13 protein-coding genes are annotated in these 15,312 nt (G+C 71.8%); 7 read left to right on the forward strand and 6 right to left on the reverse strand.

The genetic code is table 11. From position 1 onward, the window contains the following. The first annotated feature begins 358 nt into the window (after positions 1 to 358). The 4 genes from ACFZAM_RS34950 (at position 359) to ACFZAM_RS34965 (ending at position 5,527) form a co-directional block, all read left to right on the forward strand. On the forward strand, positions 359 to 1,288 hold the full coding sequence (locus ACFZAM_RS34950) for a LysR family transcriptional regulator (RefSeq protein WP_355347507.1): 930 nt from the start codon (positions 359 to 361) through the stop codon (positions 1,286 to 1,288). Positions 1,289 to 1,490: 202 nt separating this feature from the next. Next, positions 1,491 to 2,699: an acyl-CoA dehydrogenase family protein gene (locus tag ACFZAM_RS34955; RefSeq protein ID WP_391052094.1), complete on the forward strand. Its 1,209-nt coding sequence runs from the start codon at positions 1,491 to 1,493 to the stop codon at positions 2,697 to 2,699. Between the two features lie 70 nt (positions 2,700 to 2,769). Further along, a complete protein-coding gene (locus tag ACFZAM_RS34960; RefSeq protein ID WP_391052097.1) occupies positions 2,770 to 3,738 on the forward strand; it encodes an oxidoreductase in 969 nt (322 codons plus the stop codon). A gap of 130 nt (positions 3,739 to 3,868) precedes the next feature. After that, positions 3,869 to 5,527 (forward strand): DHA2 family efflux MFS transporter permease subunit, encoded by a 1,659-nt coding sequence (locus ACFZAM_RS34965; protein WP_391052099.1) that lies wholly within the window; start codon positions 3,869 to 3,871, stop codon positions 5,525 to 5,527. A 1-nt stretch (position 5,528) separates the two neighbouring features. Here the strand turns inward: ACFZAM_RS34965 and ACFZAM_RS34970 are convergent, their stop codons facing one another. From ACFZAM_RS34970 to ACFZAM_RS34990, 5 genes are read right to left on the reverse strand one after another with little or no spacing between them, the layout of a single operon-like run. After that, positions 5,529 to 6,611, reverse strand: a complete 1,083-nt coding sequence (locus tag ACFZAM_RS34970) for a serine hydrolase (RefSeq protein WP_391052102.1) — start codon at positions 6,609 to 6,611, stop codon at positions 5,529 to 5,531. After that, on the reverse strand, positions 6,608 to 7,540 hold the full coding sequence (locus tag ACFZAM_RS34975) for a DUF6895 family protein (protein WP_391052104.1): 933 nt from the start codon (positions 7,538 to 7,540) through the stop codon (positions 6,608 to 6,610). The genes ACFZAM_RS34970 and ACFZAM_RS34975 overlap by 4 nt, the downstream gene beginning before the upstream one ends. Next, positions 7,540 to 8,523, reverse strand: coding sequence for a DUF6895 family protein (locus ACFZAM_RS34980; protein WP_355347490.1), 984 nt, complete (start codon positions 8,521 to 8,523; stop codon positions 7,540 to 7,542). Before ACFZAM_RS34980 ends, ACFZAM_RS34975 begins: the two co-directional genes overlap by 1 nt. Further along, positions 8,520 to 9,236, reverse strand: a complete 717-nt coding sequence (locus tag ACFZAM_RS34985) for a hypothetical protein (RefSeq protein ID WP_391052106.1) — start codon at positions 9,234 to 9,236, stop codon at positions 8,520 to 8,522. The genes ACFZAM_RS34980 and ACFZAM_RS34985 overlap by 4 nt, the downstream gene beginning before the upstream one ends. 14 nt (positions 9,237 to 9,250) lie before the next feature. Next, complete coding sequence (locus ACFZAM_RS34990; protein ID WP_391052108.1) at positions 9,251 to 9,439, reverse strand: hypothetical protein; 189 nt, start codon at positions 9,437 to 9,439, stop codon at positions 9,251 to 9,253. Between the two features lie 432 nt (positions 9,440 to 9,871). On the opposite strand from ACFZAM_RS34990, the gene ACFZAM_RS34995 reads away from it, so the two are divergent. The 3 genes from ACFZAM_RS34995 to ACFZAM_RS35005 all read left to right on the forward strand — a co-directional run bounded on the left by ACFZAM_RS34995 (position 9,872) and on the right by ACFZAM_RS35005 (position 14,212). Then, complete coding sequence (locus tag ACFZAM_RS34995; protein WP_355347483.1) at positions 9,872 to 12,091, forward strand: NADP-dependent isocitrate dehydrogenase; 2,220 nt, start codon at positions 9,872 to 9,874, stop codon at positions 12,089 to 12,091. A 223-nt stretch (positions 12,092 to 12,314) separates the two neighbouring features. Further along, positions 12,315 to 13,397: a Dyp-type peroxidase gene (locus ACFZAM_RS35000; RefSeq protein WP_391052110.1), complete on the forward strand. Its 1,083-nt coding sequence runs from the start codon at positions 12,315 to 12,317 to the stop codon at positions 13,395 to 13,397. Beyond that, positions 13,394 to 14,212 (forward strand): family 1 encapsulin nanocompartment shell protein, encoded by an 819-nt coding sequence (locus ACFZAM_RS35005; protein WP_355347477.1) that lies wholly within the window; start codon positions 13,394 to 13,396, stop codon positions 14,210 to 14,212. Before ACFZAM_RS35000 ends, ACFZAM_RS35005 begins: the two co-directional genes overlap by 4 nt. Before the next feature lies 1 nt (position 14,213). On the opposite strand, the gene ACFZAM_RS35010 is transcribed toward ACFZAM_RS35005, so the two are convergent. Next, positions 14,214 to 15,251: a phosphotransferase gene (locus ACFZAM_RS35010; RefSeq protein ID WP_391052113.1), complete on the reverse strand. Its 1,038-nt coding sequence runs from the start codon at positions 15,249 to 15,251 to the stop codon at positions 14,214 to 14,216. Between the last annotated feature and the right edge of the window lie 61 nt (positions 15,252 to 15,312).

Here is a 15,312-nt window from a genome sequence, read left to right on the forward strand (position 1 = left end):
CCTCCACACCTACAACCACCACCGCACCCACACCGCACTCGGCGGCCAGCCACCCATCACCCGCGTCAACAACCCTCCAGGTCAATACATCTAGGACGTGGTGGGAATCGGGGTGGGTGTGCGATCCTCGGTGCGTGACCGGGACGGACCTCTTCGCGCGACGCCATGTCGATCTCATGCGCGTCTGCGTCGCCGCCTGTCGTCGTTGATCCGCACCACGCCGTTGGTGCCGAAGCGCGGCCTGCCCTCCTAGGAGCGCCGCCGCTCGTCAGAATCGAACCCAGACCGCCGCCGCCGGTACCGGCCGCGCCGCGCCTGGGTGTCGTGGGGGTCAACTCGACAACATCTGAGGTCAACCATGAGCATGCTCGACCTGCGTCGCATGATGCTGCTACGCGATCTCGCCGATCTCGGCACGGTCACCGCCGTCGCCGAACGGCGCAACATCACCAACTCCGCCGTCTCACAGCAACTCCGGGTCCTGGAGGTCGAGACCGGCTCGATCCTGTTCCGCAGGGACGGGCGCACCCTGGGCCTCACCCGCAGCGGCCGGATCCTCGTGGACCACGTACGCGTCGTGCTCGGCGCCGTCGACGACGCGATGAGCGCGCTCGCGGCCACCCGCGACCAGGTCTCGGGACAGATCGCGATGGTCTCCTACAACCTGGGCATACCCGTCCTGGCGGCGCCGCTGATCCACCTGCTGAGCGCCGAGGAGCCGCACTTGCAGATCCACCTCCAGCAGGCCGAGGCCGATGACGCGCTGCGCCTGCTGCGCCAGGGCGAGGTCGACGTGGCCGTCACCTACCGGTGCGACTTCGAGGCGCAGGACCTGCTCAACGGGCTGAGCCGGGAGGTGCTGCTGGTCGAGCCGTTCGTGCTCCTTGCGCCGACCGGGCTGCACGCGCGGGTCCGCAGCCTGGGGCTCGCCGCGCTCGCCGAACAGGTGTGGGTCACCGGTCTGGCCAACTCCACCCTGGACACCGCGCTGCTGCGGGCCGCCGAGCGGGCCGGGTTCACCCCGCGGATCACCCACCGGCTGGTGACCGCCCAGATCGTCTGCGACCTGGCCGCCACCGAGGTCGTCTCGGCGATCGTGCCCCGGCTGTCCGTACCGGCGCACCTGGAACACCTCATCGTCGAGGGCGTGCCGATCGGCTACCGCACGATCAGTTCGGTCACGCGCACCACCCGCAGGAACGACCCGAACATCGCGCTCGTCCTGCGCACGCTGCGCTCGATCGGTGAACAGGCGCTGCACAGACGGGTCCTGCGCGTCGCCTCCTGACCGCGCCGCCAGGACCGCGTACCGCGCCGCGCACCCGCGCGGTCCGGGACCGGGACCGCGCCGCGGTGACGAGCGCACCTCGGCCCGACAGTTAAGCGCAGCCGCAACGACGCCGTAGCCGAACCTTGTTGATCGGCTACGCCGCCGGATCGACGCTGAGGTGCCACAGGAACCGGGTGCCACAGTGAGCAGGGGAGCACGCATGACGGAAACAGCCGAGGCCACGAGCGGTGTCACCTTCGGCTCGGCGCGACTGCGGGAGCTGATCGAGCACATCGGCGACGGCGCGATCGGGCGGGACGAGCGCGACGAACTGCCGTACGCGGCCGTCGAGGCGGCGAAAAGGGCAGGGCTCGGCGCCCTGCGGGTGCCGGTCGAACGGGGCGGGGGCGGCGCGAGCCTCACCCAGCTCTTCGAGGTGTTCATCGACCTGGGCGCCGCGGACTCCAATGTGGCGCACATCCTGCGCAGCCACTTCGGTGTGGTGGAGGGGCTGCTGCGCGGCGCCCGCCCCGAGGACGCGGTCTGGCTCGACCGTGTCGCGCGCGGTGAGCTGATCGGCTCCGCCTCCACCGAACTGGGCGCGAAGGCGGGGGCCACCGACTTCCCGTACCGGACCACCGTCAGCCGCACGGACGGCGGCCTGCGGCTGAACGGCACCAAGCACTACACCACGGGCAGCCTGTACATGGACTGGCTGGTCGTCGGCGTCACCGACGTGGACGGCGGGAGGGCCCAGGTCATCGTCCCCACCGACCGCCCCGGCGTGCTGCGCCCCAACGACTGGGACGGCTTCGGCCAGCGCTTCACGGGCAGCGGCACGGTGACCTTCGACGACGTCGCCATCACACCCGAGGACTACTTCGTCCGGGCGACCGACGCCCGCGAATCCGTCCCGTACCCGGCGACGTTCTTCCACATCCAGCTCAACGCGATGATCGCGGGCATCCTGCGCCGGGTGGCGGCCGACGCCGTCGCACACGTCCGGGCCAAGAAACGGGCTTTCTACCACGCGCCCGCCGACGCGCCGACCGAGGACCCGATCGTGCAGTACAGCGTGGGGCTGCTGCACAGCCAGGCGTTCGCCGCGCAGGCCCTGGTCCTGACCGCCGGACGCGCGCTGGAGGACGCCTACGCGGCGCACGGCACCCCCGAGGAGGCCGAGCTGTCCGCGCGCGCGTCGCTGCTCAACGCCAAGGCCAAGGTCGTCGTGGACGAACTCGCCAACCGCGCCGCGTCCGAGCTCTTCGACATCGGCGGCGGCTCGCTGGTCCGCCGCGGCGCCCACCTCGACCGGCACTGGCGCAACATCCGTACGATCGCCGCCCACAATCCGAAGACGCTCAAAGCGGTCGCGGTGGGCCGCTACGAACTCAACGGAACGCCGCTGCCGAACCAGGGCTTCTTCTAGGAACCGCCCCGACACGTCCGGCGCCGCGGCGCTTGCGCTGGAGTCCACTCCAGCTCCTAGCGTGTGAGGCATGACAACGACTCAGCACGCGATCGGCTCGGGATTCGGCGCACAGACCACCGCGCGGGAGGTGCTGGAGGGGATCGACCTGACCGGCAGGCTCGCCCTCGTCACCGGCGGCTACTCCGGCATCGGCCTGGAGACCACCCGCGCGCTGGCCGCGGCGGGCGCCCACGTCGTCGTACCGGCCAGGCGGCCCGCGACCGCCAAGGACGCGCTCGACGGTGTCGACGGCGTGGAGGTCGACGAGCTCGACCTGGCCGACCTCGACAGCGTCCGCGGTTTCGCCGAGCGCTTCCTGGCCACCGGGCGCGGCATCGACATCGTCATCAACAGCGCCGCCGTCATGGCCTGCCCCGAGACGCGGGTAGGACCCGGCTGGGAGGCGCAGTTCGCCACCAACCACCTCGGGCACTACGCGCTGGTGAACCGGCTGTGGCCGGCGATCGAGGACGGCGGCGCGCGCGTCGTCGCGGTCTCCTCGGCCGGTCACCACTACTCCGCCATCCGCTGGGACGACCCGCAGTTCGCGCGCGGCGGCTACGAGAAGTGGCAGGCGTACGGCCAGGCCAAGACGGCCAACGTGCTGTTCGCGGTGCACCTCGACCAGCTCGCCGCGCGGCGCGGGGTGCGGGCCTTCGCGCTGCACCCCGGCGGCATCCTCACCCCGCTCCAGCGCCACCTGCCCCAGTCGGAGCTGATCGAGCGCGGCCTGATCGACGAGAACGGCGAACCGCTGGAGTCCGCCGGGCTCAAGAGCACCGAGCAGGGCGCCGCCACCCAGGTCTGGGGCGCCACCTCGCCCATGCTCGACGGCAAGGGCGGCGTCTACCTGGCGGACTGCGAGATCGCCGAGCCCGCGCCCGCGGACGGCACCAGGATCGGTGTGAAGGACTACGCGATCGACCCGGACCAGGCCGCCCGGCTGTGGACGCTGTCCGCCGAACTGACCGGCGTGGACGCCGTCACGCCCCGGTAGGCCGCCCGCTCACGCCCCGCCCGCACCCGCGACCCCGCACTCCCCAGCAGCCGGTAGGGGGTCGCGGCACCGGGCGGCGTAATGTTGCCCAAGGCAAACAGAGCAGCATTACGGGAGAGGAAGCAGCACCATGAGTGCTCAGGCAGACGCCGCGCCGGCCGGCACCGCGGCGCCCCCGACGGAGTACACACACCGGCAGATCATGGTCATCCTCTCGGGGCTGCTGCTCGGCATGTTCCTGGCGGCACTGGACCAGACGGTGGTCTCCACGGCCATCTACAAGATCGGTGAGAGCCTCAACGGCCTGACCGCCCAGGCGTGGGTGACCACCGCCTTCCTGATCACCTCGACGATCAGCACACCGCTGTACGGCAAGCTCTCCGACCAGTACGGGCGCAAGCCGTTCTTTCTCTTCGCCATCGCGATATTCATCGTCGGCTCGGCGCTGTGCATGCTGTCGACGTCGATGTACATGCTCGCGGGCTTCCGCGCCCTCCAGGGCATCGGCGCGGGCGGGCTGTTCTCGCTCGCGCTCGCCATCGTCGGCGACATCATCCCGCCGCGCCAACGAGCCAAGTACCAGGGCTACTTCATGGCCGTCTTCGGCACGTCCAGCGTGCTCGGACCGGTCATCGGCGGCGCGCTGGCCGGGCAGGACTCGCTGCTCGGCATCGACGGCTGGCGCTGGATCTTCCTGATCAACGTCCCCATCGGCATCCTCGCCCTGTTCGTGGTCGCCAGGGTCCTGCACGTGCGCCAGGAACGACGGCCGCACCGGATCGACTACCTCGGGGCGACCGCGCTGATCGTCGCCCTCGTACCGCTGCTGATCGTGGCCGAACAGGGCCGCGAGTGGGGCTGGGGCGCCGCGTCCTCGCTGTCCTGCTACATCATCGGCGCGGTCGGCATCGTCGCCTTCCTGCTGGCCGAGCGCCGGGCGGGCGAGGAGGCGCTGCTGCCGCTGCGGCTCTTCCGCAACGGCGTCTTCGCGGTCGGCTCCGCGCAGTCCGCGATCATTGGCATCGGCATGTTCGGCGGCATCACGCTGCTGCCGCTCTACCTCCAGCTCGTCAAGGGCAACTCGCCGACCAAGGCCGGTCTGCTCACCCTGCCGCTGGTGCTCGGCATCATGATCTTCTCGATGGTGTCCGGCCAGATCACCTCGCGCACCGGCCGCTACAAGATCTTCCCCATCATCGGCTGCGCCCTGCTGGTGGGCGGCATGCTGATGCTGTGGCAGATGTCGGCCGACAGCAGCCTGTTCTACGTGGACGTGTCGATGTTCGTCGTCGGCGCCGGACTCGGCCTGAACATGCAGACGATCGTGCTGGCCATGCAGAACGCGGTGCCGCCGCGCGACATCGGTGTCGCCACCTCCTCGACGACCTTCTTCCGGCAGATGGGCGGCACGCTCGGCGTCGCCGTCTTCCTGTCGATCGTCTACTCCGTCGTGGGCGGCAAGATCGGCTCCGCCTTCGCCGCCGCCAAGGGAGGAGAAGCGTTCCAGCAGGCCGCCGCCGCGCACCCGGACCAGCTCAAGACGCTCACCTCGGCGTCCTCGGGCAGCACCGGCACGCTCAACGACACGTCGTTCCTCAGCCATGTCGACCCGGCGCTCGCCCACCCCTTCAAGACCGGCTTCACCGACGCGATCAACGTCGCCTTCCTCGTCGGCGCGGGCGTCCTGGTGATCGCCTTCGTGCTGTCGCTGCTCATCAAGGAGGTCCCGCTGCGCACCACGGCGGGGGACTTCTCGCAGGAGGAGAAGGTGGAGGCGGCGACCTCCTGAGTCAGGGCGTGTCCCTCGGCTCGCCGCACAGCCGGTACAGCAGCGCGTAGGCCGTCTTGACGATGCGGCAGCCGCGGTCGTGCCGGGTGGCGCATCCGGCCACCGCCGTACCGGTGGCCGGGTGGAACCCGAGGAACGTCTGCTGCCCGAAGGTGGCCCCCGCGTGGAAGAGCAGGGGGCCACCCGGCGCCGGATGGTGGTACCAGGTCAGCGTGTGCGTGTTCCGGTGACCGAGCCCCCGGCGCAGTTGCGGGACCTGGACGTCGCGCAGCGCCGCCTCCAACGCCGTGCCGCCGGGCCGCAGGTGCGCCTCGGCGTAGCGGAGCAGGTCGGTCGGTGTGGACCGGACCCCGCCCGCCGCCGTGAAGGCCGCCATGTCGGTCGGCGGCAGCGGCGTACGCCCGTCGGTCCGGTAGCCGACCGCCGCGAGGACACCGCCCGGCCCCGTCGTGGTGCCGGGCAGCCCCAGGGGCGCCAGCACCCGCCCCGCCAGCAGCGTGCCGTAGTCCGTTCCCGTGGCGTGTTCCATCGCGGGTCCGAGCAGCGCGATGCCGAGGTTGGAGTAGTGCCAGCGGCTGCCGGGGGCGTGGCGGGTACGGGTGTCCGCGAAGGCCCGCAGCAGCCGTCGGGTGTCGTAGCGGGCGTAGCTGTTGGTGTACGGCCGCAGCACCGCGCCCGCCACCAGGTCACGCGGCACGCGCGGCAGCCCCGAGGTGTGGGTCGCCAGGTGCCGCAGCGTGATCCGCCGCGCGTACGGGTGGGGGAGCGGCAGGTCCGGCAGGTGCGCGGCGAGCGGGTCGTCGAGACCGAGTACGCCGTCGCGGGCGAGTGCCGCCAGCAGCAGCACGGTGAACGTCTTGGAGAGCGAGCCGAGTTCGTACCGCGCCTCCTCGCGCGCCGCCCGCGGCGGCGCGCTGCCGCCGCCCACCAGTGTCCGCCGTCCCGCGCGGGAGACGGCCAGCACGACATCGGGCGCCCTGACCTCGGTGACCGCCCGCTCCAGCAGGTCGCGGACCGGCGCGCCGTCGGCCGTACGGTCCTCGGCCTCGTCCGGCGCGAGGCGGTCCACCGCTGTGGCGCTCACGCGACCGCGTCCGTGTCCGCCGACAGCGCCCGCGAGGTGGCCATCGCGGAGGCGAAGGCGGCGACCAGCGTCGGGTGGTGCACCTGGTCGAAGACCTCGGCCGCGTTCCCGTCCGGCATCCCGTTGCGCACCGGCATCGCACCGCTGTCGGACTGCGCGGCGGCGTACCGCTCCCACACCTCGCCGTCGAGCGCCGGGCGCGGCAGACAGGCGTCCACGACCAGCAGTTCGCCGAGCAGGTCCCAGTGGGCGAGGTCGGCCCAGTCCTCGGTCCAGGCCGGGAGATACCGCGTCAGGTAGTCGACGATCGCGGGCGGGATGCGGTCCGGCGCCTCGCCCCAGTTGGTGAGGTGGAAGACGGTGTGGGTGAGGTCGTACGCGATGTGGAACTGCACCGTCCAGGGCTCCGGCGTCTGGCCCAGCCAGGTGCGCTCCACGGCCAGGTCGAAGTCGCCGCTGGGCACCAGGCCCAGCTTGCGCTCGGCGTTGAGCAGGCCCAGGCGCCGGTTGGGCACCATCTCCAGGGCCCGCCAGGACGCCGTGCGGCGCGAGAGGGCGACCGCGTCCTCCACACCGGGGTGCCGGTGGCCCAGTTCGTAGAAGGTCGCGTAGATCTCCAGCGGCACGGGGGAGAGCGGTTCGTCGCGCTGGAGCGCCGCCAGTACGTTGCCGCCGTCCAGCAACTCGCGCCAGGCGAAGTCCAGCAGCCGCAGCGACCGGTCGCGCTGCCGTGACCCGGCCACGCCCTCGCGTGAGAGCACCCGCATGTTGATCGCCAACTCGCCGATGGGCTTGAGGCGTTCGATGACCGCGCCGCTGGTGGCGCGGTCGTCGTCGGTGAGCCGGAAGTGCTCCCGGTTCGCGTCGAGCCAGGCCAGCGCGCGCTCGCCCACCTGGTGCAGGAGCGCGGGGGATGCGGCCGTCGTCATCACGATGCTGCCTCGCTTTCCAGGACCGGGCGCCGTACGCCCGCGGTCGGGCCCGCCGGCCGCGTCGGGCCGATCCGGGCCAGGGTGGCCGCGAAGGCGGTCACCAACGTGGAGTGGTAGCAGGCGGTGAACGCCTCGGCGGCGGCCGTGCCCGGCGGCGGCGCGGCGCCGATCTCGGGCACCGCGCCGTCCGCGCCCTGCGCCCCGGCCAGCAGCCGCCAGGCCGCCGCGTCCGGGACGGGCGCGGGCAGGCAGGCCGCCACGGCGAGCAGTTCGCCGACCAGATCCCACAGCTCCTCCTCCAGCCAGCTTTCCAGCCAGGACGGGATCCACAGCCGCAGATACTCGGCGCGGTCGGCGGGCATCCGGTGCGGGGCGCGGCCCCAGTCGGTGAGGTGGAAGACGTCGTGCGTCACGCCGTAGGCCGCCTTGCGGTCCAGCGTCCACGGCTCGACCGCCCGGCCGAGTCCCGTCATGGCCAGCACCGCGTCGAAGTCGGCGTGGTGGCGCAACCCGATCCGCCGCTCGGCGTTGAGCACGCCGAGGGTACGGGTGTGGTCCTCGCGCGCCACCCGCCAGCCGCGCAGCCCGGTCATGGTGCGCACCAGTTCCTCGACGCCCGGATGGCTCAGCCCGGTCTGCGCGAAGACCCCGTACAGCTCGACCGGGTAGGTCGCGCGCGGCTCGCCGCGGATCAGGTCGCCGAACAGCTCACCGTCGCGCGTCTCACGCCAGGCGAAGCGGAAGAGGCCGTCCGCGAGGTCGCGGACGGCGGGCAGCGGGTGGTGCGTTCGGATGAGGTGGCTGAGTTCGGCCAGCTCGCCGAGGGGTTTGAGCGTGGTGTTGGGATCGGCGTCGGTCGTCACGTCCGGGGGCAGCCGGAAGCACGGGCGCATGCCGTCCAGCCAGGTGAGCGCCGAGACGGCCATGCGGTCCAGCGGCTCCGGGCCGGCGCCCGCCGCGGGGACCCGGCCGCCGGTCACGAACCGCGCCCGTGGAAACGCGCCGCCGCGGTGATGTGCAGCGCCACGCGGGGGTCGTCGCCGCTCATCTGACGGACGAACACCAGGCCGCTGTCCAGACCGAGCGAGTCCGGAACGTCCGGCAGGCCCGCCAGCCAGCGGCCGAGTCCGGCCGCCTGGAGCCAGTCGCGACGGCGGACCGCGCGGACGAAGCCGCGGGCCAGGTCGTCGGTGCGCTCCGTCAGGCACCCGGCCAGCGGGGTGTCGAGCCCCGGCAGCGACAGTGAGGCCAACTGCGAGGCCCGGTGGGCCAGTCGCGGCCACGCGTCGGTGGCGGCCCACTGCGTCGCGGCGGGCGGCTCCGGCGGCCGGCCGTCGGCGTCCGCGGGCAGGAAGGCGCGCGCCGCCGCCGCGAGCCCCCGGTAGCTCCACACCGACACCTCGGAGGCGTCGGCCCCCGGCGGATAGGCGGCGAGCGCGGCGCGGACGAGGGCCTGGTCGGCCGTGCCCGCCGCGCCGCCCGTGTCATGGGCGGGGTCGCGGTCCAGCGCGTACGGCGCCAGTACGTCGGCGCCCAGTACCCGGATCGCGGCCGATGCCACCGCTTCGCCCTGTGGGAGTACGCGCGACAGCGCATAGGAGCCGCCCCCGCCCCGAAGGGCGAGGGCGACTGCCTGTGCGACGTCGGCGACCACAGCGCTCAGCGGGGATGTCCCCTGCGCCTGCTCTGCCAACGTGACCCCTCAGTTCAGGACGCGTCCGTCTTCGTCGGACGGGGGGTCGGGGGCGAGATCAGCAGAAGTCCTACGAGGAGCAGACCGCCGCCGCACTCGCGCGTGTCGCGGTAGATGCCCTCGGGTTCCGCGGAGTCCAGCAGTCCTTCGACCTCAGCGGCGAGGACCGCCGACTCGACCGGGGCTGTGAGATCCGAGTTCATGGAATCATCTCCTTGTTCGGCTGGATCTCCTTCAGCATGGCCGAGGTTCCAAAGTGCCGCAAACGGAACAAATCGCCCAAGTGGCGACCCGTATCGCGGCCCGTGCGACACCGGCGCGTACGGCCCGATCCGCGCCCCGGACACCGCGGCTCTTTCCTCGCCCGCGCGGCATCCGTCGTGGCCCGACGCTCCCGTACGACCGCGCGGGGAAGGGGAGTTCACGGCCATGAATATTGTCTGACAAGTGAGGTCGGGTGCCCGGCGCTGCCCGACGCGGGACCTCTGACCTGCGCCGGGACGTCGTCATGCGGCGCGCGTACGGCGGTATCCGGGGCGTCCGCGCGGGGCGCGGAGGTGGGGGCGGGTAGGACACGGGTCGGTCACGGGATATCTTGATGTCGAGCAATGTTGCAGACCTGGACGGAGTGACCGGTGGCTGACTCGACCATCATCTACACGCATACCGACGAGGCTCCGGCCCTGGCGACGTACTCGCTGCTGCCGGTGATCGAGGCGTACGCCTCCACCGCCGGTGTCACCGTCGAGACCCGCGACATCTCGCTGTCGGGGCGGATCATCGCCGTCTTCCCCGAGTACCTGCGCGAGGACCAGCGGATCGACGACGCGCTCGCCGAGCTGGGTGAACTGGCCAAGACGCCCGCCGCGAACATCATCAAGCTGCCGAACGTCTCGGCGTCGATCCCGCAGCTCAAGGCCGCCATCGCCGAGCTGCGCGAGCAGGGCTACGCGCTGCCCGACTACCCGGACGACCCGAAGTCCGACCAGGACAAGGACGTCCGCGCCCGCTACGACAAGGTCAAGGGCAGCGCCGTCAACCCGGTGCTGCGCGAGGGCAACTCCGACCGCCGCGCCCCCGCCTCGGTGAAGAACTACGCCAAGGCGCACCCGCACCGCATGGGCGCCTGGACGCCGGAGTCCAAGACGAACGTCGCGCACATGGACGGCGACGACTTCCGTTCGACCGAGAAGTCCGCGGTCGTCTCCGAGGCCGGATCGCTCCGCATCGAGCTGGCCGGGGACGACGGCAGCACCACCGTGCTGCGCGAGTCCGTACCCGTACTGGCCGGTGAGGTCGTGGACGCCGCCGTCCTGCGGGTCGCGGCGCTGCGTGAATTCCTCACCGCCCAGATCGCCCGCGCCAAGGCCGAGGGCGTGCTGTTCTCGGTGCACCTCAAGGCCACCATGATGAAGGTCTCCGACCCGATCATCTTCGGCCACGTCGTACGCGCCTTCTTCCCCAAGACCTTCGCCGAGCACGGCGCCACGCTCGCCGCGGCCGGTCTCACCCCGAACGACGGCCTCGGCGGCATCCTCAAGGGCCTGGAGTCGCTGCCCGAGGGCGCCGCGATCAAGGCGTCCTTCGACGCCGAACTCGCCGAGGGCCCCGAGCTGGCCATGGTCGACTCCGACCGCGGCATCACCAACCTGCACGTGCCCAGCGACGTCATCGTGGACGCGTCCATGCCCGCCATGATCCGCACCTCGGGTCACATGTGGGGGCCTGACGGCCAGGAGGCCGACACCCTCGCGGTCATCCCGGACCGCAGCTACGCGGGCATCTACCAGGTCACCATCGACGACTGCCGCGCGCACGGCGCCTTCGACCCGGCCACCATGGGCTCGGTGCCCAACGTCGGCCTGATGGCCCAGGCCGCCGAGGAGTACGGCAGCCACGACAAGACCTTCGAGATCCCCGTCACCGGTACGGTGCGCGTGGTCGACGGAGCCGGCCGGGCCGTGCTGGAGCAGGCCGTCAGCGCGGGCGACATCTTCCGCATGTGCCAGACCAAGGACGTGCCGATCCAGGACTGGGTCAAGCTCGCCGTCACCCGCGCCCGCGCCACCGGCACCCCCGCGGTGTTCTGGCTGGACGAGGACCGCGCGCACGACGCCAACCTGATCGCCAAGGTCGAGCGGTACCTGCCCGAGCACGACACCGACGGCCTCGACATCCGGATCCTGCCGCCGGTCGACGCCATCGCCTTCTCGCTGGAGCGGATCCGCCGCGGCGAGGACACCATCTCCGTGACCGGCAACGTGCTGCGCGACTACCTCACCGACCTCTTCCCGATCCTCGAACTCGGCACGAGCGCCAAGATGCTCTCGGTCGTCCCGCTGATCAACGGCGGCGGACTGTTCGAGACCGGCGCCGGCGGCTCCGCGCCCAAGCACGTGCAGCAGCTCGTCAAGGAGAACTACCTGCGCTGGGACAGCCTCGGTGAGTTCCTCGCCCTCGCGGTGAGCTTCGAGCACCTCGCGCAGAGCACGGACAACCCGCGCGCCCAGATCCTCGCGGACACCCTCGACCGGGCGACCGGCACCTTCCTCAACGAGGACAAGTCGCCCAGCCGCCGCCTCGGCGGCATCGACAACCGCGGCAGCCACTTCTACCTGGCCCTCTACTGGGCCCAGGAGCTGGCCGCGCAGACCGACGACATCAAGCTCGCGGAGGCGTTCGGCGCGCTCGCCACGACGCTGGCCGAGCAGGAGCAGGCCATCGTCGGCGAGCTGATCGCGGTCCAGGGCTCGCCGGTCGACCTCGGCGGCTACTACCGGCCCGACGCGGCCAAGGCCGCGGCCGTCATGCGGCCGTCGCAGACGCTGAACCAGGCGCTGTCGACCCTGGGCTGACGCCGCCGCCACCGGGCTGACCTGTACGGATCGACCCCGGCGGACATCACCGCATCGCACATCCCCGCGCCCCGACCGGCATGTCCGGCCGGGGCGCGGGCACGAGTCCCGGTGCTTTGCGATAGTTGAGATGTCCCGCTTGTACGCGGACCCCTTCCGATCCACGGGGTCCCTGTCCGATCCGAGCCTGGTGAGGAACGCATTGACGACACAGGAGAGCGGCGTGCCCGCGGCACCGTCCCCGGCGGCGGAACCGCAGGCGGTGCTGAGCCCGCTGACCACCGCGGCGACCTTCCTGGTGGTGACCGTCGACCCCGGCGGCGAGGCCGTGGCGCGCGACCTGCTGGCCGACCTCGCGGGCTTGCAGCGGTCGATCGGCTTCGGCAGCCCCGAGGGCAGGCTGAGCTGTGTCGCGGGCATCGGCTCCGCGGCGTGGGACCGGCTCTTCGCCGGACCGCGCCCCGCCGGGCTGCACCCCTTCGAGGAACTGCGCGGCGCCCGGCACCGGGCCGTCTCCACCCCCGGCGACCTGCTCTTCCACATCAGGGCCACCCGGATGGACCTGTGCTTCTCGCTCGCCACCGAGATCATGAACCGGCTGCGCGGCTCGGTCACCCTCCGCGACGAGACCCAGGGCTTCGTCTACCGCGACGCCCGCGACCTGCTCGGCTTCGTCGACGGCAGCGAGAATCCGGTCGGCCCGGCCGCCCACCGGGCCGTGCTCATCGGTGACGAGGACGCCGACTTCGCGGGCGGCAGCTACGTCATCGTGCAGAAGTATCTGCACGATCTCGACGCCTGGAACGCGCTGCCCGTCGAGGAGCAGGAAAGGATCATCGGCCGCCGCAAGCTGAGCAATGTGGAGCTGGACGAGGACGCCTCGCACGTCGCGCTCAACACCATCACCGAGGCCGACGGCACCGAGCGCAAGATCCTGCGCGACAACATGCCCTTCGGCAGTCCGGGCAGGGGCGAATTCGGCACCTACTTCATCGGTTACGCGCGCACCCCCGACGTCACCGAGCAGATGCTGCGGAACATGTTCCTCGGCCTGCCGCCCGCCACCCACGACCGCATCCTGGACTTCTCCACGGCGGTCACCGGGACCCTGTTCCACGCCCCGGCCGCCGGTTTCCTGGACGACCTCCCCGACCCGCCCGCCCGCGCGTCCGCGCCGGGCATCGCGACCCCGGCCGCACCCGCCCCCGTCACGGTCCCCGTCGAATCCGCCACCGTCGAATCCGCCCCCGCCGTACCCGACGACTCGCTGGGTATCGGCGACCTGAAGAGGAGCACCACGCCGTGAACAACCTGCATCGTGAACTGGCCCCCATCTCCGCCGCCGCCTGGGCCGATCTGGAGGACGAGGCGCGACGCACGTTCAAGCGCAACGTGGCGGGGCGCCGGATCGTGGACGTACCGGAACCGGCCGGATCCGAGCTGTCCGCCGTCGCCACCGGGCACCTCGACGCCATCGAGTCGCCCGCCGACGGCGTCGCCGCGCACGTACGGCGCTCGCAGCCGGTGGTCGAACTGCGGCTGCCCTTCAGCGTCGACCGCCGCCAGGTGGACGACGTCGAGCGCGGCGCGAAGGACGCGGACTGGCAGCCCGTCAAGGACGCCGCCCGGCAGCTCGCCTTCGCCGAGGACCGGGTGATCTTCGAGGGCTACCCGGCCGCCGGTATCGACGGCATCCGCGCCGCCTCCTCCAACCAGGCGATCACCCTGCCCGACGACGTACGCGACTACCCGAACGCCGTCAGCCAGGCGATCACCGCGCTGCGCCTCGCGGGCGTCGACGGCACCTACCACCTGGCGCTCAGCGCCGACGCGTACACCGCGGTCAACGAGACCTCGGACCACGGCTACCCGATCCACCAGCACCTGGCCCGGCTGCTGGACGGCGACATCATCTGGGCGCCCGCCATCGACGGCGCCTTCCTGATCGCCGGCCGCGGCGGCGACTTCGAACTGCGCCTCGGCCAGGACCTGTCCATCGGCTACCTGTCCCACGACGACACCAGCGTGCGGCTCTACTTCCAGGAGACCCTGACCTTCCTCGTCCACACCGCGGAAGCCGCTGTCTCCCTGAAGTCCGCCCCGCGCGCCATCGCGGTCTGAGTCAGGGCGACCGGGTCCGGTCGGGTTCCAGAAACGCCAACGACTGCCGGAGGTTGTGCTCGACGACGCCCAGCATGAAGTCGCGGTCGGGGAAGTCGCCGTCGAGCAGGCGCAGCGGCCCGGCGACGAGCGACAGCCGCATGGCGAGCGCGTAAAACCGCAGCCGCCGCCCGTCCAATTCCGCCCCGCCCCGGTCCGGACCTCGGCCGGGCAGCAGCCGGGCGTAGTGGTCGCCGAAGCGGATGCGCAGGAAGGCGTGCTCCCACTCGACGTCGAAGTACATCAGCCCCTCGACGTCGATCAGGACCGGCCTGCCTCGGGCGTCCACGAGTACGTGGTCGGGACCGAGTTCGCCGTGCACGACGGCGAACCGCTCGCGCGCGGGCACCGCGGCGTACGCCGTCCGCACGACGTCCTCCAGCCGGTCGCGGACGACGGCGATACGGGTGTCGCGCCGGGCGGCCTCGTACAGGTCGTCGAGGGCGGGGTCCAGGACGGCCCCCTCGCACGAACCGCCTTTCGACACACCGCCGTTGTCGACCAGTGCGACCTTGCCGAAGCCCGGAGCGGTGTGGTCCGCCATCAGGCCGAGCGCTTCGGCGAGGCGGTCCATGACCGGGGCCGCGCTCCGGGGGTCGGCGCGCAGCATCTCCTCAAGGGTCGGGCCCCGCACGTCCTCGACCACCGCGATGTCGGCGGGGTAGTGCGCCTTGCTGGTATCGGTCAGACGGATCCGCGGTGAGCGGACGCCGAGGGCGTGAAGGCGCCCGTGCGCGGCCTCGAAGAGGTCGATGCCGGAGGCGTGCGAGAACGGGTCGGTGTGGTCAGCGTCCGTGCCGTCGCTCGGCCAGTAGTCCTCGGTGTCGTCCCAGATGTAGACGATGACGGTCGAGTCGTCGTCGAGCGTCAGCCGGTAGACGCCCTTCTTGCTGCCGCCGCGCAGTCGGTCGACCCGTGCGATGCGGCGGCCGGGTCCGAGGGCGGCCCGTGCCACCCCTTCCAGCCGCTCGCGGTCCGGAAATCCGCGTTCCGTGTGCATGCCCCACCCCTCCTGATCGACCGTGCAGTCTCCCACGGGCGGCGGTGACGATGCGTATTCC

Origin of the sequence: Streptomyces sp. NPDC008079, from assembly GCF_042957385.1 — a bacterium.
GTDB lineage: Bacteria > Actinomycetota > Actinomycetes > Streptomycetales > Streptomycetaceae > Actinacidiphila.

Coding starts and splice junctions, on each gene's coding strand:
- ACFZAM_RS34950 (WP_355347507.1), top strand. CDS start 359: ATGAGCATGCTCGACCTGCGTCGCATGATGCTGCTACGCGATCTCGCC.
- ACFZAM_RS34955 (WP_391052094.1), top strand. CDS start 1,491: ATGACGGAAACAGCCGAGGCCACGAGCGGTGTCACCTTCGGCTCGGCG.
- ACFZAM_RS34960 (WP_391052097.1), top strand. CDS start 2,770: ATGACAACGACTCAGCACGCGATCGGCTCGGGATTCGGCGCACAGACC.
- ACFZAM_RS34965 (WP_391052099.1), top strand. CDS start 3,869: ATGAGTGCTCAGGCAGACGCCGCGCCGGCCGGCACCGCGGCGCCCCCG.
- ACFZAM_RS34975 (WP_391052104.1), bottom strand. CDS start 7,540: ATGACGACGGCCGCATCCCCCGCGCTCCTGCACCAGGTGGGCGAGCGC.
- ACFZAM_RS34990 (WP_391052108.1), bottom strand. CDS start 9,439: ATGAACTCGGATCTCACAGCCCCGGTCGAGTCGGCGGTCCTCGCCGCT.
- ACFZAM_RS35010 (WP_391052113.1), bottom strand. CDS start 15,251: ATGCACACGGAACGCGGATTTCCGGACCGCGAGCGGCTGGAAGGGGTG.